At 41.1% G+C, this 19,765-nt stretch carries 16 protein-coding genes; 4 read left to right on the top strand and 12 right to left on the bottom strand.

Features of this window, described 5'->3' with window-relative positions:
* The first annotated feature begins 10 nt into the window (after positions 1–10).
* The gene (locus tag KV40_RS11575; protein ID WP_253274232.1) at positions 11–319 is read left to right on the top strand and encodes a hypothetical protein; all 309 of its coding nucleotides are present in this window, start codon (positions 11–13) and stop codon (positions 317–319) included.
* On the opposite strand, the gene KV40_RS11570 is transcribed toward KV40_RS11575, so the two are convergent.
* The 6 genes from KV40_RS11570 to KV40_RS11545 all read right to left on the bottom strand — a co-directional run bounded on the left by KV40_RS11570 (position 309) and on the right by KV40_RS11545 (position 7,243).
* The gene (locus KV40_RS11570) at positions 309–2,018 is read right to left on the bottom strand and encodes an iron uptake porin (RefSeq protein WP_052055559.1); all 1,710 of its coding nucleotides are present in this window, start codon (positions 2,016–2,018) and stop codon (positions 309–311) included. The genes KV40_RS11575 and KV40_RS11570 overlap by 11 nt on opposite strands.
* Before the next feature lie 122 nt (positions 2,019–2,140).
* A complete protein-coding gene (locus KV40_RS11565; RefSeq protein ID WP_036481225.1) occupies positions 2,141–3,208 on the bottom strand; it encodes a pentapeptide repeat-containing protein in 1,068 nt (355 codons plus the stop codon).
* A gap of 261 nt (positions 3,209–3,469) precedes the next feature.
* A complete protein-coding gene (gene acsF, locus KV40_RS11560) occupies positions 3,470–4,546 on the bottom strand; it encodes a magnesium-protoporphyrin IX monomethyl ester (oxidative) cyclase (RefSeq protein WP_036481222.1) in 1,077 nt (358 codons plus the stop codon).
* Positions 4,547–4,716: 170 nt separating this feature from the next.
* Entirely contained in the window at positions 4,717–5,847 is a 1,131-nt protein-coding gene (locus tag KV40_RS11555; RefSeq protein WP_371260775.1) for a beta-ketoacyl-ACP synthase, read from the bottom strand.
* Entirely contained in the window at positions 5,834–6,577 is a 744-nt protein-coding gene (locus KV40_RS11550; RefSeq protein ID WP_036481219.1) for a peptidylprolyl isomerase, read from the bottom strand. The genes KV40_RS11555 and KV40_RS11550 overlap by 14 nt, the downstream gene beginning before the upstream one ends.
* A 114-nt stretch (positions 6,578–6,691) precedes the next feature.
* A complete protein-coding gene (locus KV40_RS11545; protein ID WP_036481218.1) occupies positions 6,692–7,243 on the bottom strand; it encodes a photosystem I assembly protein Ycf4 in 552 nt (183 codons plus the stop codon).
* A 512-nt stretch (positions 7,244–7,755) separates the two neighbouring features.
* Here KV40_RS11545 and psbD point away from each other — a divergent pair.
* The 3 genes from psbD (at position 7,756) to KV40_RS11530 (ending at position 11,026) form a co-directional block, all read left to right on the top strand.
* Positions 7,756–8,814 (top strand): photosystem II D2 protein (photosystem q(a) protein), encoded by a 1,059-nt coding sequence (gene psbD / locus KV40_RS11540; RefSeq protein WP_036481215.1) that lies wholly within the window; start codon positions 7,756–7,758, stop codon positions 8,812–8,814.
* Complete coding sequence (psbC, locus tag KV40_RS11535; protein ID WP_036481213.1) at positions 8,798–10,180, top strand: photosystem II reaction center protein CP43; 1,383 nt, start codon at positions 8,798–8,800, stop codon at positions 10,178–10,180. Before psbD ends, psbC begins: the two co-directional genes overlap by 17 nt.
* 174 nt (positions 10,181–10,354) lie before the next feature.
* Entirely contained in the window at positions 10,355–11,026 is a 672-nt protein-coding gene (locus tag KV40_RS11530; protein ID WP_036481211.1) for a HEAT repeat domain-containing protein, read from the top strand.
* A 79-nt stretch (positions 11,027–11,105) separates the two neighbouring features.
* Here the strand turns inward: KV40_RS11530 and KV40_RS11525 are convergent, their stop codons facing one another.
* The 6 genes from KV40_RS11525 to KV40_RS11500 form a co-directional block, all read right to left on the bottom strand.
* Entirely contained in the window at positions 11,106–13,754 is a 2,649-nt protein-coding gene (locus tag KV40_RS11525) for an efflux RND transporter permease subunit (RefSeq protein ID WP_036481209.1), read from the bottom strand.
* A 107-nt stretch (positions 13,755–13,861) separates the two neighbouring features.
* Positions 13,862–14,377, bottom strand: coding sequence for an urease accessory protein UreE (locus tag KV40_RS11520; RefSeq protein ID WP_036481208.1), 516 nt, complete (start codon positions 14,375–14,377; stop codon positions 13,862–13,864).
* Between the two features lie 99 nt (positions 14,378–14,476).
* Positions 14,477–15,094, bottom strand: coding sequence for an urease accessory protein UreG (ureG, locus tag KV40_RS11515; RefSeq protein WP_036481205.1), 618 nt, complete (start codon positions 15,092–15,094; stop codon positions 14,477–14,479).
* Positions 15,095–15,096: 2 nt separating this feature from the next.
* Complete coding sequence (locus tag KV40_RS11510) at positions 15,097–17,106, bottom strand: pentapeptide repeat-containing protein (protein WP_052055558.1); 2,010 nt, start codon at positions 17,104–17,106, stop codon at positions 15,097–15,099.
* Positions 17,107–17,223: 117 nt separating this feature from the next.
* On the bottom strand, positions 17,224–18,894 hold the full coding sequence (locus tag KV40_RS11505) for a DUF3685 domain-containing protein (RefSeq protein ID WP_036481203.1): 1,671 nt from the start codon (positions 18,892–18,894) through the stop codon (positions 17,224–17,226).
* Between the two features lie 118 nt (positions 18,895–19,012).
* The gene (locus KV40_RS11500) at positions 19,013–19,498 is read right to left on the bottom strand and encodes a MarR family winged helix-turn-helix transcriptional regulator (RefSeq protein ID WP_036481201.1); all 486 of its coding nucleotides are present in this window, start codon (positions 19,496–19,498) and stop codon (positions 19,013–19,015) included.
* Between the last annotated feature and the right edge of the window lie 267 nt (positions 19,499–19,765).

Here is a 19,765-nt window from a genome sequence, read left to right as displayed (position 1 = left end):
AAACCGATTAATGTCCCAACCTACTAACGTAATGCTATATATGGCACTAGAACCCTGTAACATTTGCGGCAGTCTTAATAGTTCTGAAGCAGAAATCTGCCTTAGTTGTGGTAATCCTCCCAACGGTAGTAAACGCCCTGTAATTTTTCGCGTAGCGGCGATCGCGCTAGTAATAGTTTTTGCTTTGCCGATACTAGTTAGTAGCTTTGGCTGGTTAAGAATAAAGCTCAAACCCCAAAGGCGATCTTTACCACAACCTGAAGTTGCTTTGCGCGATAAGTCTAAAGGTGAAGGCGCGATCGCAGTATTTAAAAACTAAGGGTAGTGCGAACGGTGCCAATAACTAAATCGTCATTATCATTATCATTATCAGGTGCAGTAATCCAAACTACCCCTGGAGTAACAGCAATATTGTCATTTATTCGGTATTGATAAAAAGCTTCTAAATGCCAAGAATCATCTACTCCTGCTAAAAAACTAGGACTATCTACGGAAGGCTCCATACCGATAATTAAACCACCGATACTACCTTGTTTGCCTAAATCTGTTATTGCCAAAGTTGCTGCCCAGTTCCAAATATCTTGCCTATCTACAAAAAACTGTTCGTCTAAAAATGCAACTCTACTATATCCACCCCAACCGCCAACAATAATGCGATCGCTCAGTGACCAGGATAACTCCACCCCATAGCTATCGCTGGCGGTAGGTATTGGTTCGCCAAATATGGCTTCAGTTAAAAATTGCAGGTTAGATAAAAGACTGCCAGTTCCCGTGTCGCTCTGGTTGTAACCGTGAATGTAAGTAGCTGCAAAGCTCAAGCTATCTGTAGGCGTAAATAAAACTTGTCCGATCGCGCTAAAGGCTCCGTTAAATAAACCGCTACCCGAACTAGGATCGTTAGCTTCTGATGCCAGATAACCCGCCGAAATTTCAATTGCCTCGATAGGACGATGAATGATGCCCAAACCAGCATCGCCAGCAGCTAAATAAATTGGGTTGCGAGTGCCAAAAGCCGAAATCGCACCCGAACCGCCATCACCGTCTAAAAAGTTAACCGTACCTGCTATGTCATCGGCTCCTATGCCAGAAGTACCCAAAATTATATTGGTGTTGTCGCCAATACCAATATTATAAAAAAGCACTTCTAAATTTAGATTGTTGTTTTCAGGCTCGGCAAAAGCTAAATTACCTGCAAAAGTTGATGTTTGTTCGGTAAAAGCAGGAAAATTACCCGTTGAAAGGCGAGTAAACAGCAAATCTCGACCATTAAAGCTAGTGGTTAATTCTAAACGCAGGCGATCGCCAAAGACAACGCTGTTATCTTCGCCACCAGCTAAAATACCACCGAGACTAAAAATTGCTTCCCCTAACAATTTAGTCGTGGTAGAAAATTGAGTAATCTCTAATTCTTTAGTGCGAGCCTGTAAGCCATCGGTTCTGCCCTTTAATACGGCTAAATCTGTTTGAAAATCTTGCATCAAACGCATTAAAAGCTCGATATCTTCCTGGACAACGTTTTCCGAGTTAGCGATCGCCCTTTCAAGGCGATTGAGACAGGTATTTAAGCTAGCAGCAAATTCGTAACGAGACAGCGTGAGATCGCCACGATAGGTAAAATCTTCATAACCTGCCAGACAGTTATAGCGTTCTACCAAACCTCTTAGTGCTTCATACGCCCAGTCGTCAGGGGATACATCCTGTAGGCGATCGACACTATTCATCTGAAACATCGATTTATCGTTATTGTATCGATCTACTGTATCGAGTAGCTGACGATTGGCTCTATCTTCGCGATCGGCTTGCGGGGKGTTTTGCGCTACAGCCTCTGAATTTAACAAAAATGCCCAATTTAAATCGCGCTCTTGGTTTGATGAAACATCATCGGGTTTAGTACGTTTCACATTAGTGGGTGCAGCTTCAATTCGCTCGACTTCAACTGCTTCTGTTTTGAGTTCCCACGATAATACAACAGCAAAAATAAGGGCGATCTTAGCGATTCCACCCAATAATTGTGGCATTTTTCCCCATCCTCACACCTAAATGTTAATTGTTGCTCTCAGCCGAGTTATAGAGAGTATCACAAATTAAACTTTTCCCATTTTGGCATTACTTGCAATCAATCGACTATTAATATTTTTATTCAGGTGTGAACAGAGCCATCGGGGAGAATTGTACCTGTCAACTTTACTCCCGTTAATTTGACCAGTATTTTGTTACTAGTTCCGACTTTGGCACCTGTTAGATCGGCACCACTGAGATCGGCACCGCTGAGATCGGCACCAATTAAGTTGGTATCTCGAAGATTAGCTTTTCTAAGATTTGCCGCCAGTAAATTAGCCCGAAATAAATTGGCTCCCATTAAATTAGCTTCTTCTAAAATAATGTTGTGCAAAAAACTATCGCTTAAATCTGCATAGCTGAGATTTGCCTGTTGTAAGTTCTTACCAGAAAAATCTTTCTCTTTTAAATTTGCTCTACTTAAATCGATTCCTTTCATGTCTCGATCGCAAGGACGTTGGTAAGAGTTACCGTAAGAACTGCGATAATGATTTTTGTTATTGTAATCGGGACAGTCGTGTGCTCGATATGAATTTCCATTGCTTTGATATGCGCGATCGCTCGGACGAGAGTATTTTTTAGGATCGTAATAACCGCGATCGCTATAGCTTTGAGAATTGCTACTGCTTTGACTGCTGCGATCGCGCTTCGCGTGCTGGCTTTGCTTATCGCTCTGACGAGAATATCGCTTGGGATCGTAGTAACCGCGATCTCTATAACCGTAAGCATCTCCGCTACTGTAGCTGGCGCGATCTCCAGAACGAGAATAATTCTGAGAATTGTAATTACGATTATAGCTATAAGAATTGCCGCTACTATAGCTAGTGCGCTCTCCAGTGCGATAGGAATAAGGATTGTAGTGAGAGCGATTTTGTTTTGGCTGGGCTGCCTGTTGGTCAGACGCTGGCGGTTTAGATTGAGATGAAGTGTTTCCCTGGCGGCGATGGGCAGAACGCAATGAATCTCGTGCGTGATTGATTTCTTTGATTTTTTCTAAGGATTTTTGGATCAATCTTTGATTTTCTTTAGGCAGGCGATCGGGATGCCAGATAAAGGCTAAATCTTTATATGCTTGATTGACTTCTTCTAAAGAAGCACCTGTTTCTAATCCTAAAACCTTATAGTATTGCTCTAGATTCTCGACCGCCATTGCAATCTTTCCTTAAATACTACTGCTTATTTAGTTTAGATCGTCTATAAAAATTATTTATAACTTTGATAGATAATCTTAAACCTACATTCAAAGATAACAATCATGAAAGCAATTTTTGTCAAAACATAAGAAAAATTACTAATTCTCATTTTTACGAGAGTTAGGTCCTGGCTCCTTTAAGCTTCCATCTGAAAAATTAAAAAAGTTCCGCGCTAACGGAACTTTGAAGCTAGGAAACCAAAACTAGACTCACTCGCTTTAACGAACGGTTCCTGCTAAATTCTCTACAGAAATTGGTTTAATTAGGTATAGTTTCAAAAACTGCCAACCATTAGAAACATAGCCAGGAAGCTTACGCAGCAACTTAATTGGTTTGGGCGAACTGGAATTGTCGATCGCTCTAAGTTTGTCGTTATTTTCAATACAGGTTTCTAATCTTGAATAAAATTCTGGATGTTGGACATCGAGAATTATCGGAAAAACTCGACCGGCAGTGTCGTTAGTTTTCTCGATTACTTCTTTATCGTATTCTCTAGCATCTAAACCTATAGAAGCATAAAATCCAGAACGCTGAATGTCATTAAGATACATCGTGGCAAATACCGACAGCAAAAAGAAACGACACCACAATCTAGCTTTCCAATCGTTTAAAAACTGCGGTTGCGCTCTCATAATGGCATCAAAGAAGTCTCCGTGACGGTTTTCATCTTGACACCAGTTTTCAAAGAAACGAAAGATGGGATAAATTCTGTCTTCGGGATGCTGTTCTAAATGCCGATAGATGGTGATATAACGCCAGTAGCCGATTTTTTCTGAAAGATAGGTGGCGTAAAAAATAAACTTGGGTTTAAAGAAAGTATACTTGCGGCTTTTAGTGAGAAAGCTCAAATCGAGAGTCAGATTGAAGTCAGATAGAGCTTTATTGAGAAAACCTGCATGACGAGCTTCATCACGCGACATCAAATTAAAAATTTCTGCAAGAAGGGGGTTTTTGCCTTTTAATCTTCTACCCAATTCTTTGTAAAGTAAAAAGCCAGAAAATTCAGCCGTACAGGAACGTTCGAGAAATTCTACAAACAGTTTGCGAGTTTCACCGTCGATGTTATCCCAAGAGCGATTAAATTCTTCATCGCGTACAAAGTGGTGGCGATTGTAATCGACGCGGAATTCTTCGAGAATAGCTCTTAATTCTTCTTCGTTGACAGAAATATCCATTTCTGCCATTTCCTCGAAATCTGTAGTATAAAAACGAGGTGTGAGAATCGTTTCGGCGGCTGGAGACTTGACTCCAGGGCGCATTTCCTCAGACTTAGGTTTTTTTAAGCTATCTACCATTAGATTTTTTATATATAACTTTGACTTGATTAACTTGTTTTTATGCCACGAAAGCGATTATTTGGGCTACTAAGGGTATATTTTGCAACATATTGCCGAGTTTATCGCAGATAGTTAACGAATGTTAATCACCTAACGAAGGCAGAGGTCAGAAGGCTACTTGCTACTCGCTACTCATATTTTCCTACTGCTAATACGGCATTTTGTCCGCCAAAGCCAAAGCTAAAACAAAGAGCGCTATTTATTTGCTTTTGGCGTGGTTTGGTTACAAAATTTAGCTCGCACTCTGGCTGTTGTAAACCGATACAGGCGGGTTGAATACTTTGAGAAATCGCCATTAGAGTAAGAGCAGTAGATATGGCACTAGATGCCCCTAAAGTATGTCCCGTCGCTCCTTTGGTGGCGGTTACGGCTACTTCTGGTGCAAATAGATGCTCGATTATTTTGGCTTCGCGGCGATCGTTTAGCTCAGTTCCCGTACCATGAGCGTGAATTAAATCGACTGTTTTTGCTTCTATCTGACTGCGAGACAGACACTGTTTGACAGCTTGGTAAGCTGCTCGATTACTAATATCCAGGGAACTAATATGATGTGCGTCGCAAGATAAACCAAAGCCCAGTATTTCGCCGTAAACTCTCGCTCTACGACTGCGAGCTAAAGCTGCTGTTTCCATAACTAACACTGCACCACCTTCTCCCAAAACCAATCCTTCTCTTTGCCGATCGAAAGGAAAACAGCCTGTAGCAGCTAACGCCCCCATGCGCTCGAAAGCTGCGAGGGTTAGTCTGGTGATGGGAGCTTCTACTGCACCGACAACCGCTCTCTGACAGCGATTAGTAGCTACTAATTCGTAGCCTCTGGCGATCGCCCAAATTCCCGTGGCGCAAGCTGCCATCGGTGCCAAAACTGGTGCAGTAGTTTGGAGATATCTGGCTGTAGCGATCGCTGGCTGATGGGGTAAAGTTTCTAACCAGTTAGCAGCATTATATCGCTCCCAATTTGCCTGACACCCACGACTCGAACCGATGACTACGGCGCAGTCTGGCAAGGGAAGTTTGAGGTTAGCATCGGCAAGTGCTGCGGCTACAATTGGTTCGGTAATAGTAGAGATCTCAATCGGTTTGGGAGCGATCGCTCCTAGAGGATAGAATGGCAGTCCGGCAAAAGGCTGAATGAATTTTATTCCCGATTTACCCGCCAATAAACTCTGCCAACTCTGCTGTAGCGAACCGAGACAGGTCAATAAACCCATCCCCGTTACTACTACCGCTTGAGAATCGCTGGTTTTAGCGTTTGAGATTGTCTGCACCTTCAACAACTTTGGCTGTTTCGATGCGATCGCCTTGGCTAATGCTATCTACTACGTCCATACCCGAAGTTACTTTGCCAAATACGGCATAGTCGCCATCTAAAGATTCTAGGTCTTCCAGGGCAATGTAAAACTGCGAAGAAGCTGAATCTGGCATTGCCGACCGCGCCATTGCGATTACGCCGCGATCGTGATTGAGAGTCACCGATTGAGAAGGCAAACCTGCTTTGCTGTAGGTAGGTTCGCCTTCACCATCTAGTTTGATTTCTAAAGGTATTCTACGCTCTTTACCCGTTTCGGGATCGACAAAGCCGCCAGTTCCCAAAGTTCCTTTAAAATTGGGATCTTTACCCTGGGGATCGCCTCCTTGCGCTACAAAACCAGGGATAACGCGATGAAATACCAGTCCATCATACACGCCCCTTTCTACTAAATCGACAAAATTACCAGCAGTTACGGGAGCTTCGTTACCATTAACTTCTATAAGTATGGGCGAACCATTAACGGTAAGCTCTACTGTTGCCATTCCTTCTAGTTGAGGTAGATTAGTCATATTTTGCTGTGGCGCGATTGCCTGTTGAGATTGCTTTGTTGTCAGATTATCAGATGATGAGGTTTCGGAGACATCCGTTGCTGATGTAGTACAGCCACCGAGCGTAAAAGCACCAATCGAAATTAGTAAAATTAGAGCAATTGCCCAAACTTTGGTTTTGTCGGTCATTTTTTGTAATTTTTGTTACTTACAACACTAAATTTTAAGTCATAATCTAAATTAACTGTTTTAACTTAACTACTTTCACTTTAGTAAGATGGTCAATCTAAAAAATCTTTGATGTTACAACCCCTCTAAGGGAACTTCCAAAAATTTAGCTAGCTCTGCACCCTGATTTTCTAACTTTGATAGGGCGATCGGTTCGCCGACACGCGTTAGAGGAATATCTCTTCTTTTTTTGGCTTTTAAATACAGACTTCGCTTGGGATTTAGTCCTTCTCTAATTTCAGCTTTAACTGACTGAACTTCTTCTATCGGTATTTCTATCTCAACTTCTCGATTTTTTCCTGGAAAACCCCGACGAAAAATTTTAATTTTCCCCGTTTTTTTATTAAACTCGTTGTAGCCACTGCCAACATTCCAAACAACCAGAAGCCAAAGATAAATTGCTAGCAGCAAACCCACTACACCGTAAAAGCTCAAAGCGATTCCCTGGGGAATAAACTGCAACCCTGTAGGATCGGAAACAATTAATAAGTTAGTCTTCAGGTAACTAGACAGTCCTGCTAGTAAAAATCCCGTGCCGCCTACAGATACGGCGACTGCCCAAAAAAAGTTACTAAATCGACGAGAACCCAAAATATTCTGACGAAATACGTTGCTGTTGTCTATCATTACCAGTTGCAATAAGAATACGGTCGAGTCTATTGTCTCATTGTGCTCGACTTATTTTACTAATATTAATTATTGGAGGATTATTGGAGGTTAGTAATAGCTCGCGCCACCTATGAGACTGTCTCTTTTTGCGTCAATAATTAAATAATATTAAATTATGAGAAAATTTATGTTAATTTGTTAAATTTTTGCTAATAATTATATAAATGATGATTCATGCTTTCGCGCTATGGATTTTAGGGCTAAAGCTTGAGATTTGCCCTAATGTACGCTAGTTTCGTGCTATTTTAAAAAATGCTGCGTCTGGCAAACAACCAAAGCGCACAAAGTAAATGAATCCAAGCGCAAACTTGCCTAAATATATAAGAATCCTACCCTTAAGAAGGTAGAATTTTATAAAACTTGACAGTTCATTACAATCGTTCGTCGATCGCACTGTCCGAGTCATGACGAGCGCGCACATTAATGAAAAATCTCACAGTTTGTAGATTCAAACAAGAGGATTAAAAAATATGACAATAGCAGTAGGACGCGCCCCAGCGTCGCGAGGATGGTTTGACATCATCGACGACTGGCTCAAGCGCGATCGCTTCGTCTTCGTCGGGTGGTCGGGAATTCTATTATTTCCCTGCGCCTACATGGCATTAGGCGGCTGGCTGACAGGAACCACTTTCGTGACCTCCTGGTACACTCACGGTCTAGCCAGTTCCTACCTCGAAGGCTGTAACTTTTTAACCGTAGCCGTATCCACTCCGGCAGACAGCATGGGACACTCCCTATTATTCTTATGGGGACCTGAAGCCAACTGGAGCTTTGCCCGTTGGTGTCAAGTCGGCGGCTTGTGGACATTTGTGGCACTACATGGAGCCTTCGCACTGATAGGCTTTATGCTGCGTCAGTTTGAAATTTCGCGCTTAGTAGGAATCAGACCCTACAACGCCATCGCCTTTAGCGCCCCAATCGCCGTATTCGTCTCGGTCTTCTTACTCTATCCATTAGGACAATCGAGCTGGTTCTTCGCACCCAGCTTTGGAGTAGCAGGAATCTTCCGCTTTATTCTGTTCGTACAAGGATTCCACAACTTCACCCTCAACCCATTCCACATGATGGGAGTAGCAGGAGTGTTGGGAGGAGCCTTACTCTGTGCGATCCACGGAGCGACAGTGGAAAACACCCTGTTTGAAGATGGAGACGGTTCTAACACCTTTAGAGCCTTCGAGCCGACTCAGTCAGAAGAAACCTACAGTATGGTAACGGCAAACAGATTCTGGTCGCAGATATTTGGCATTGCCTTTTCCAACAAACGCTGGCTACACTTCTTCATGCTGTTCGTACCGGTAACGGGACTATGGATGGCGAGTATCGGCATCATCGGCATCGCCCTCAACCTCAGAGCCTATGACTTTGTCTCTCAAGAGTTGAGAGCGGCAGAAGACCCAGAATTTGAAACTTTCTATACGAAAAACATTCTGCTCAATGAAGGTCTAAGAGCATGGATGGCAAAACAAGACCAACCACATCAAAGATTTGAATTCCCAGAGGAGGTACTACCACGTGGTAACGCTCTCTAATCCCGCTTTTGCAGGCGGTCGCGACCAAGACACTACAGGTTATGCCTGGTGGGCTGGTAACGCACGACTAATTAATCTCTCAGGTAAACTTCTTGGAGCGCATGTCGCTCACGCAGGCTTGATCGTATTTTGGGCTGGTGCGATGACTATTTTTGAAGTCGCCCATTACGTACCAGAAAAACCCATGTACGAGCAAGGAATGATCTTGATTCCTCACCTGGCTACACTAGGTTGGGGAGTAGGTCCTGGTGGAGAAGTTATCGATACCTATCCTTATTTTGTAATTGGTGTCTTACACCTAATTTCTTCAGCCGTTCTTGGTTTGGGCGGTATCTATCATGCCCTTCGCGGTCCAGATACTTTAGAAGAATACTCTAGCTTCTTTAGTCAAGACTGGAAAGACAAAGACCAAATGACTAACATTATTGGCTATCACCTAATTCTGCTAGGCTGTGGTGCTTTACTGTTAGTTTTTAAAGCCATGTTCTTCGGTGGCGTTTATGACACTTGGGCGCCAGGTGGTGGTGATGTTAGAGTGATCTCCAACCCAACTCTCAATCCAGCAACAATCTTTGGTTATTTAACTTCTGCTCCTTTTGGTGGCGAAGGTTGGATTGTTGGTGTCGATAATATGGAAGATATTATTGGCGGTCACATTTGGGTCGGCTTGATCTGTATTTTTGGCGGCATTTTCCACATTCTTACCAAGCCCTTTGGTTGGGCGCGCCGCGCTTTAATTTGGTCTGGTGAGGCATATCTTTCCTACAGCCTCGCTGCTGTATCTTTTATGTCCTTTATTGCTGCTTGTTTTATTTGGTTCAATAACACTGCTTATCCCAGTGAGTTTTATGGACCTACTAACGCCGAAGCATCTCAAGCACAGTCTTTTCTCTTTTTAGCTCGCGACCAAAAAATGGGCGCGAACATTGGTTCTTCTCAAGGTCCCACGGGACTTGGTAAGTACCTAATGCGTTCTCCCACTGGTGAAATTATTCTTGGTGGAGAAACCATGCGCTTTTGGGATTTTCGCGGTCCCTGGTTAGAACCCATGCGCGGTCCTAACGGCATCGACCTCGACAAAGTTAGAAATGATATTCAGCCCTGGCAACTACGTCGTGCTGCTGAATACATGACTCATGCTCCCAACGCTTCGATTAATGCTGTTGGTGGTATTATTACCGAGTCTAACTCCTTTAACTTTGTCAACATCCGTCAATGGTTGGCTGCGTTCCAGTTCGTCATGGCTTTCTTCTTCCTAGTCGGACACTGGTGGCACGCAGGACGCGCTAGAGCGGCTGTAGCAGGTTTTGAAAAAGGTATCAACCGCGAAACCGAACCCGTATTGAGTATGCCCGATTTAGACTGATTGACAATTTAATTTATTTTTGTCGGTTTAATACAGGCTAGACAAATAAATAAGCTCCCGCTGTTTTACGGGAGCTTATTTATTGCAAAAATTCTGGTATTTAGCGATTCAAATCTACATTATTCATCGAGAATCGTCTACTGTTTAAATATGATAAGTCAGTATAGATCGACTATGGAACAACCAGATTTAGATAAAATCGCCAATCAGCTAGAAAGCCCAAACTCTAAAGATCGTTTACTCGCTCTAACCTCTTTAAGACAAGTTGCTCCCGAAGATGCAGTACCGCTGATCAAAAAGGTGCTTGACGACGAAATTTTACCAGTGCGATCGATGGCGGTATTTGCTTTAGGAGTCAAACCAACACCTGAATGCTATCCGATTTTAGTCAATCTGTTAAAAGCCGATGAAGACTATGGAATTCGTGCTGATGCGGCAGGTGCTTTAGGTTATCTAGGAGATATTCGAGCTTTTGAACCTTTAGTTAGAGCTTTTTATGAAGATACTAACTGGTTGGTACGCTTTAGTGCTGCGGTTTCTTTAGGGAATTTAAAAGACATTAGAGCTAAAGAAGTTTTATTGCAGGCTTTAGACAGTGAAGAAATAATTTTGCAACAGGCTGCGATCGCAGCTTTAGGTGAAATTAAAGCCACCGAGTCAGTAGATCGCATTCTTGATTTTGCAGGTTCGGAAGATTGGTTGGTCAGACAGCGACTTGCCGAAGCTTTGGGCAATTTCAATACTGAAAAAAGCATCTCCGCACTCAAATTTTTAGCTAAAGATATTCACCCACAGGTAAGCCAGGCAGCTAGTATTTCGTTGAAAAATTTAGAACAAAATACTTGACTTTATTTTAGGTAAATGAGGCGATCGCTTCTTCGATCTTTTATATCAAGTACGGACAATTGATTATTACTAGCGATCGCTAGTAATATCGGTTAGATTTTTGCATAGACTTGGCTGGCAAATTCCAGTCTTCCAGCAAGGTATAAAGTACGGGAACGACAATTAAACTCAATATAGAAGAAGTTATCAAGCCGCCAATAATCGCTACCGCCATTGGCTGTCTTAATTCCGAACCCGCACCCAAACCAAGGGAAATGGGCAGCATTCCTAAAATTGTGGAGATAGTAGTCATAAAGATCGGTCGCAGGCGCACTACCCCCGTCTCTAAAATGGCTTGAGTGCGCTCCATGCCAGATTTACGCAAGCGATTGATGTAATCTAAAAGTAAAATTGCGTTTTTATCTAACAAGCCAAGTAGAAAGATTAAGCCAATTAAGGAGATCATGCCAAAATCGCTTCGAGTTATTAGTAAAGCCAGCATGGCTCCTACTATCGATAGCGGCAGCGATAGACCGACTACCATTGGCTCTAACCAGCGGCGAAAAGGAAAATAAAGAACTATTAGCATACAAATTAGCGATAAAACCAAAGTGACGGCAAATTCTCCAAGAATTTTACGGGTTCTCGCCGATTCTCCCTCTAAATCGAGGCTGATACCAGAAGGTAAAATCGATTTGGCGATCTTCCTTACTTCTTGTGTAGCATCGCCAATGGCTTTGTTGCTGGCTAGATTGGCATTAAGATAGGTAACTCGTTTGCCGTCTTGATGGACGATTGTAGTCAGTTTGGGGTTTTCATTAGTAACTCGCACGTCGGTAAATCCAGGTAGCCGTACCACCTTTTCTTTTAAAGCGATCGCACTGGTTCTAAGCCGTTCTAAATCTTCCCCTACCAAAGCAATCTTGACCGCACTATCTTCACCCGTCTCTACAAAAGCAATATCTTCAATACTGATAATGACTTTAGGGATTTGCGGTAAAGCGGTACGGAGTGTTTCTTGTACTTGAGAGGTGGTCGAATCGCGATCGCTTTTGAGCTTAATGTAGAGTTTACCTTTATTTGGTTCGCCCCTTACCCCTGCAATGGTATAAACGGACTCGACATTGAGATTATTTAACGCTACCGTTTCTAATTGTTCGCCAACTGCAATTGTCTTACGTAACAAAATTGTTTCGGGAGAACGGGCTATTTTAGTCAACCAGCCAAATTGTGATGGTCTATTATCTGGCTGCGGTTTCGGTTGAGGAGAGGCAATACGGTCCGCTAAATTAGGCAAGGGAGTAGTATAAAAAATATTAAATTCCCCTCGATCTAGCTCTGGTAAAAATCCTTGGGGAATTAAAGGAATTAAAGCAATACCTGCAATTAAAGAAGCGATCGCAATTCCCATTACTTGCTGGCGATGATTTAAAGACCAGCTTAATATATTGCTATAGCCTCTAACTAACCGATTATTTTTACTATTTCTGGCTTGAGGTGAATTAGGTGTAAGCCAGTATATTGCCAAAACAGGAGTTAGGGTTCGGGCAACTAGCAACGAGGTTAATACTGCTGCCGAAATAGTCAAACCAAAAGGTCGAAAAAACTGTCCTAAAGTTCCACCCATCAAGGCAATAGGCAAAAATACCGCCACAATAGTTAAAGTCGAAACCGACACCGTCAAACCAATTTCTTCAGTAGCTAGTAGTGCCGCTTGTTTGATAGTGTTGCCATGTTCTAGATGGCGCATGATATTTTCAACTTCGACGATCGCATCATCAATAATAATGCCAATAATTAACGCTAAAGCTAATAAAGTTAGGGTTTCGAGTTTGAAACCTACCAATGCCATAACGATAAACGTGCCTAATAAAGATATGGGAATGGCAGTCGCTGCGATTAAAGTCGCTCGTAAATTGCGTAAAAAAGGATAAATTACTACTACTGCTAAAACAATGGCTCCTAACAAAGCCTCAATGGTAGCTTTGGTTGCTTGACGAATATAGTCAGCTTGAGTTTCTGCCAGAACTAGCTCGATATCTGCAAATTGAGTTCTAAAGCGATCGACAGCAGTTGCTACTAGTTCGACTATTTCTAAAGTATTGGCATCTGCCTGTTTGACCACCTGAAGCGCGATCGCCTGACGGCGATTGAAATGAATTAGGCTGGCATTATCAATCGAAGTAGTGAGGTTAAAGTTTGCATCACCGAGAATATCTACTCTTTGCACTCCTGGTAAACGATCGAGATCGGGAGCAATTTGGGTTTGGGCAATTTGAGTTAATTCTGTTAAATCGTAGCGATCGCTAACGAGTACGTAACTAACTGCCGTAGATTCATTGAGATTGTAAGGAATTATTTCAATATCTGTGGCAGCAGGAAGCTCTACTGGCGCGATCGCCTGTTCGATGGTTGTATTCGCAGTTTCTAAATCTACTTTGGTGTCGAACAATAAATTAACAACAGTTTGTCCCAAATATGTATAAGAAGTAGACTGTTGTAGCCCTACTACAGTATTTACGGCGGTTTCCAAAGGTACGGTCAATCGAGCTTCGGTGTCTAATACAGTTTCTAAATTAGCTTTAGCGCGAACTATTATTACAGGGAAAGTAACGTTGGGAAATAGGGCATACTCCAGGGAACTAAAAGCAAATATTCCTGCTATCGCTACAGCTAACCAGGCACAAATGGTGAGGCGTGAATGATAAATTGCGAAGCGAGAAAAATTAAAACCTTGGTTAAAAGACATTTATCCAGACGCAGTTTGAGTAGTTAGCTGCTTTTAATTATTACTTTAGCGAGCCTCTCAACTGCAAAAATTTTCTTATGACGATTGCGATATTAGAAAAACTTTATTTATAGCGTTTGATGATGATGATTGGAAAAAGTAAGTTCTTCAGCAGATCTGCCTTGGTACTCTATTTTCAATCCAGGCAAATCGAATTCGGCGATTATTTTTTCAATTGCTGCTGGTTGGGTAACTAATCGAACGTAAATTTTATTCGATTCGATAAAGATCGGATAATGATGATTGCCCAAAACATGACCGAGATGGACTAAATCGACGGCGCGATCGCCTAACGGTTGGGTAAAACTCAGCACCATCAATTTTTGTGGCTGTAAGCGAATTAGAATCAAACTCCCAGATTCGGTTTCAAACACATCTCCCGTTTCTAACAGGCGATCTCGATTTTTAATAATGCCAATAGCCACACCCGAAGTAGATTGAGTAAAGATTCTGCCTTTGGCGCGATCTGCTAGAACGAGATCGATTTCCAAACACTGCTGACTTTGGCAAGCTTTAGTAATCTGCTGTTCTAAACCAGGATCTTCATTGGTATTCCCCAAATATTTACGGACAATCTCGGTCATAATCTCCTGTATTTTGTAGTTAAAGGTCAAACTTCTACTACTAGTGTAAAAAATCAAAATCAAAGATTAGTAAAAGTTTGGTTTAAAAAACTCTATAGTTTATGAATCGAAAAATAAGACCGTTTTTAAAATAAACTCTACAACCTCATCCAAACCCTCTCCCGTTCTACAGTTGGTATAAACTAGTGGTTTGCCCTGTCGGTGTATTGCTGCTTCTTGGCGAATTAAATCTAAGTTAGCACCAACATAGGGAGCGAGATCGATTTTATTGATAACTACTAAATCTGCCTGTACAAAGCCAGGTCCCCGTTTGCGAGGAATATCATCTCCCGCACCTACGTCGATCGCAAAAATATAAGCATCTACTAAATCGTAGCTGAAGGTAGATGCCAAATTATCGCCACCGCTTTCAATAAAAATTAGATCTAGTTGGGGATAGAGTAATTCTAAATCCTGGACTGCCAATAGATTCATGGTCGGATCTTCTCTAATGGCAGTATGGGGACAGCTACCAGTTTCTACTCCTACGATGCGATTGCTGGCGAGAATGCCTTTTTTTTTGAGGCGGTCGGCATCTTCAGTAGTTAACAAGTCATTGGTCACTACCGCAGTTTCGATATTTTTAGCGATTAATTTGGGGATCAATCCTTCTAATAAAGCAGTTTTGCCACTGCCTACAGGACCTCCTATACCCAATCTTGCTGCCGATTTTTTCATATTTAAAAATAAAGTAAGAGATTTAAACCTGGTATTGTGCGTGAGAGCGTCCAAAGTAAGATAACAGTATACAGCCCCCCCAGACACCATTGATACCAGACTAAAATGGCAATCGTACCTGGTAAATGTTCGTCTCGGACGCGGATATCATTGAAGCCGAGTTTAAACACGTTATTCAAACTAAGATTGTAATAATTTAACCAATTCCAGCGTTTGTCCCACAAAATTGGCATGAAGCGATCGCGAAAGAAATAAAATCGAGGCATAACTGGCAGTCGCCCTAACATTAAGCGAAACTGCCGCATTTCGCCATTTTCCACAAAGTAAGTAACGTCAAATAGTTTCTCGGTCTTATTCTGCCAGAAAAAACGAATTGAGAATGCCAGAGGAACTGGTAATAAAACAATAGCCACACAGGCTAAAGTCAACCAGGGTTTATCAGTTGAAATAAATACATTAGCAGTACCAAAAATAGTTAATGCTAGATAACTACTTATCATCCAGAATGTTTCGTACCCTGTAGGAACTATTGGAGGAAAAATTTGAGGACGATAGCGATCGATAAGCCAGAAAAGAACGCTAAAAAAGGCAATGGTTAAAATTCCCACACTAAATATTAAGTTGAAGTTAGTGCCATAGTCGCCTAAAAGTAGGAGCAAACTCAAACCCATCCACTGCAATAAAGTACTTATCCAACTAAGTCTAAATATTTTTTGCCAGGGAGTTTTAATCAGTCCATCGCCCAAAAACTGCAATTTTAATTGTTCTCGCTGGTATTCTATTTGATTGGCATCATTAATTTGTTCTAGATTGCGAAAATTACGAATTAAGTTACGAAAAACAGTTTCATTGCCTTTATAAAGATCGAGAGTAATAACATTGCCAATTGTGCCACTTTCACCGATAATCTTTGCTTCTTCGGCATCAAAAGCCAAACCAGTCATGTTGATTTTGGAAGTAGTAGCAAAAAAAGCATTGCTAAAATCGACTCTATCTAATAGGCTTACATCTTGTAAATTTATATTAGAGCCGACGTATACATCACGAAAAGCAAGATTTCTTTCAAAAGTAGCATCGGTCAAGGTCAAACAATCTAAAAATTTGCCTTTAGAAAACAATACGCGATCGCGCCAAATTGTTTTACTAAAATCAGCAGATTTATAAAAAATACTGCGAGTAAAATTTGCCAGTCCAAAAAAAGCCGCATTGTTAAAATCGATCTCTCCTTCAAAGTAACTATTGCTAAAATTAGTTATTCCTGAAAATAGTATGTTATTAAAGTTAGCTTTATCATAAAAGTGAGTGCGATCGCTTTGTATGACTCCATCAAAAACAGCACCGCCAAAATCTACTTGTTCGGCAAATATACTATTAGTAAAGTTGGCTTGTTGCTGAAAATTGGTTTCTATAGCTTCAAACTTTTGTAAAAATAAGATGTTGGAAAAATCTGCCGTAGCAGTAAACACGGTGCGATCGAGATTGAGAATGTCTCGAAATACGTTAATTGTTGGGTTTAATTCTTGCGACTTATCGATCGATCGATGATAGCTTTTAATTTGTTCGCGCTCTTGAGGAGTAAGCAGCGAAGATAATGCACCTTCTACCATAGGAGTTGCAATTCCCAAGCGATTAAGCTCAAAATTCCCTTGAATTATACTATCGCTAAAATCTAGTTTGATTGAGTTTTTGGTACGATTGATTTTATAGTTTATTTGTTGATAAAAACTATCTATAAATTCGTTATCTTGTTGGGATAGATCGATAATATAGTTGTTTAACTCTATAGTATCTATCCCTTCTTGTCGAACTGTATTATTTAGTTTTTCTTGTAAAATTTCTAGGGTTAAATAATTTTTATCGGTTTGAGTGACCGCCATAGACAAATCGCAAAACAGCAAATTAAAGCTACAAATAATTAATAGTAAAAACAAAATTTGCAGATAAATTCTCAAATTTCCACCCAAACTCCTTCGGGTGGCTTTAAACAAGCTTAACTTTGGTTTCTCAATCATCAGTTAACTTGAGAATGGCTGAAGAATGGTATGATAATAAAAAATTATAAACAGACTGGTAAGGATTCAGATCTAGAGATATTGACAATTGTGACATCCGAGCCTTTTGCCTTTTTATTACTTTCTACTTTTGTTATTAGGAACATCTTTGATTGTACTGCCAATTCCTTGAATAATTCCTTTGCCAATCAAACCAATACCTTTACCAATTACCTGAGTCAAAATAAATATTACGCCGCTACCTGCAAATGACAAAACTGCTCTGAGTCGTGGCGAGATCGCGTCGCGAGTTTCAATGGCAATTGTCGCCATCCAGGGAATGCCTTGAAGCTGCTCTAATTCTTCTCTACGAGGAGCGTAAATAAATAACAGTTTGATGCGATCGTTATTTAAAACAAACAAGCGATGGCGGCTTTCAAATACATTTTTTGGCTCTTCCCAATAGGTTTCTAAACGATAACGCCAGGATAATTCGTTGCGAAAACTGGCAATTTCCCTTGCAGTTCGGCACGTGGGAGTGTAGAGATTGTATTTAAAAATTTCTAGATCGTAAAAGTTGTTTAAAATCACCTGCATTACACAATTTGCTAACTGAATAATCAGATTTTGCAAGAGATTTTCGGCGCGAATTTTGGCTTCGGGAGCGTCAGAACTATAGGATACATTGTCTATAGACAGCTTAGTTTCACCTAACAAATAAGCAAATAATTCTAAGCTAGAGTAAATTTTGTCGAAGGTATTTTTTTTTATTGTTTCAAACTCCTGCAACAAAATTGTAGTCAACTGCTCGCGCTCGATTTCAATAGTTTGTTCGTAGTGCAGGAAAAAAAAATCGCTAGTAGCTTGTTGCCAGATACTGCGTAAATTTAATTCAATGGGAATTAAAGGATTATCTCTAGTTTTTAATTCTTCTAATGTTTCTCCGACGAGATTGAGAATCAGACCGAGTAAAAACTGCTTTTTTTCTCTTTGTAAAATATCTATTTCTAAAGTAACTGGAGTGCGATTAAATAAACCAAATTGAATATCGTTAAAAACTCGTTCAAAAATTTCGGCGGTAACTGAATCTTCAAAAACTGGTGCTATTTCTAAGTTTGTAGGTGGAGACAGCGGTATAATCTCTGGTGTTGAAGATCGCACCAAGGAAGAATCATTACTCTCTGCTGCTGGTAAATCTTCAGCAACTAACTGACGGGATAACCACTGTGCGGCTAACAGTTCTCGTTGACGACCGACTAAAAATACCCGTTCCCAATCAGATAAATTTGGGCTTGCTAACTGCCGTTCGATTTCTGCCAGGCTATCGGCAATTTCTTGTCTTCCCGACCGACTGAGGTTAGATAAAATCTTCTGTAACTGATTGGAACGACTTTGGGTGGGAGTTTGCCAGTAATTTTCACCATAGGCGATCGCTCGCAGGGCATCTTTAACAGTTTCGATACTGGTTCCCTTATTGCAGTAACCTCTCACTCCCCAAGATTTTATTTTATTTGCCTGCTTAAACTTTAGATCGAGGGTGAGTAAAAAAATTGGTAGCTGGGGATATAGCTGGGCAATCCTTTGACAAAACTGGAGGCTAGAAAACTCTAACTCAGGCAAATCTAAACCTATACCCACTACTAAAACATTTAAGATGATTCCTTGAGTGAGTTGGCGAAAAGTATCAATGCTGGTGTCTCCCTGACCGATAATTACTAAGTCGGGATATCGGGCGATCGCAGTACAAAAACCCAGACGAAAGATAGGGTCATTATCAACGATAAAGAGTTTAATCTGGTCTTGGGTCATCGCTCGCTGTCTTCAATAAGTCAGAGATCGAGATAAAAGCAGATTTCGCAGTCATCTCTAACCGTTGGTTAATTATATTGCTGAATGCAGCTGAAAGTATCAAGTCCAGAAAATTAATTTAAGGGTTTGTTTCAGAAAATAACGTTTCTAGCAGCAGCAGACCGTCTATCAGTTGACAACATTGGGTTTGGGACAAAGAACCGAGTTTTTTTTCGATGCGGGATAACATAGCTCGATACACTTGCTGTTGATATTCTCTACCCGCCGAAGTAAGAGACAACAAAATTTTTCTGCGCTCTTGAGGATCGCTGGCGCGATCGACTAAACCTTGCTGTACCAGACGTTCGATCGCCCCAGAGGTTGTAGGACGCGTTACATCTAAATATTCTGCCACCTCAGACAGTGAAGACTGCGGATGGCGCTCTAAAAAACACAAAATTCGCAGTTGAGATAGAGATAATCGAGGCTGTCCGTACTGCCGCACTTCATTGCGGAGAAAGTAAGTTATCTCGGGAATAATTTGTAAAATTTTGCTCGCACATTGCTTGGAAGTAGCTCCTGTAGCTTGAGCCAGCGGTGTCGAGGAAAAATTATTGACTGCCATAACTACCTAACCTAACACATTGTTTTATCAATTTGTTTCTAAATCTTACTATCGGTCGATTTTTACTTCCCATCACTTTTATGACCAACCTACGAACAATTTTGTTGACTATAATGTTTAATTGTATAGTTAGTTAACCAAACAGTTAGTTTACCTAACTAATTGATGTACAGCATATTATAGCGATTATAAATATTAATTAATTTTTAAACTTCTAACTTTTTATTTAATTGAGCTTAGTCTCTTCAGCCATAACCAGATATACGT

Origin of the sequence: Myxosarcina sp. GI1, from assembly GCF_000756305.1 — a bacterium.
GTDB lineage: Bacteria > Cyanobacteriota > Cyanobacteriia > Cyanobacteriales > Xenococcaceae > Myxosarcina.
The sequence above is the reverse complement of the archived record's forward strand: the minus strand, read 5'-3'. Positions and strand labels throughout refer to the sequence as shown.

Excerpts from the sequence above, each read along its gene's own strand:
- KV40_RS11545 (WP_036481218.1), bottom strand. The coding sequence starts at position 7,243 with ATGATAGACAACAGCAACGTATTTCGTCAGAATATTTTGGGTTCTCGT.
- KV40_RS11525 (WP_036481209.1), bottom strand. The coding sequence starts at position 13,754 with ATGTCTTTTAACCAAGGTTTTAATTTTTCTCGCTTCGCAATTTATCAT.
- acsF (WP_036481222.1), bottom strand. The coding sequence starts at position 4,546 with ATGGTAGATAGCTTAAAAAAACCTAAGTCTGAGGAAATGCGCCCTGGA.
- KV40_RS11500 (WP_036481201.1), bottom strand. The coding sequence starts at position 19,498 with ATGGCAGTCAATAATTTTTCCTCGACACCGCTGGCTCAAGCTACAGGA.
- KV40_RS11505 (WP_036481203.1), bottom strand. The coding sequence starts at position 18,894 with ATGACCCAAGACCAGATTAAACTCTTTATCGTTGATAATGACCCTATC.
- psbD (WP_036481215.1), top strand. The coding sequence starts at position 7,756 with ATGACAATAGCAGTAGGACGCGCCCCAGCGTCGCGAGGATGGTTTGAC.
- KV40_RS11530 (WP_036481211.1), top strand. The coding sequence starts at position 10,355 with ATGGAACAACCAGATTTAGATAAAATCGCCAATCAGCTAGAAAGCCCA.
- KV40_RS11565 (WP_036481225.1), bottom strand. The coding sequence starts at position 3,208 with ATGGCGGTCGAGAATCTAGAGCAATACTATAAGGTTTTAGGATTAGAA.
- KV40_RS11575 (WP_253274232.1), top strand. The coding sequence starts at position 11 with ATGTCCCAACCTACTAACGTAATGCTATATATGGCACTAGAACCCTGT.
- KV40_RS11510 (WP_052055558.1), bottom strand. The coding sequence starts at position 17,106 with ATGATTGAGAAACCAAAGTTAAGCTTGTTTAAAGCCACCCGAAGGAGT.
- ureG (WP_036481205.1), bottom strand. The coding sequence starts at position 15,094 with ATGAAAAAATCGGCAGCAAGATTGGGTATAGGAGGTCCTGTAGGCAGT.
- KV40_RS11520 (WP_036481208.1), bottom strand. The coding sequence starts at position 14,377 with ATGACCGAGATTGTCCGTAAATATTTGGGGAATACCAATGAAGATCCT.
- KV40_RS11550 (WP_036481219.1), bottom strand. The coding sequence starts at position 6,577 with ATGACCGACAAAACCAAAGTTTGGGCAATTGCTCTAATTTTACTAATT.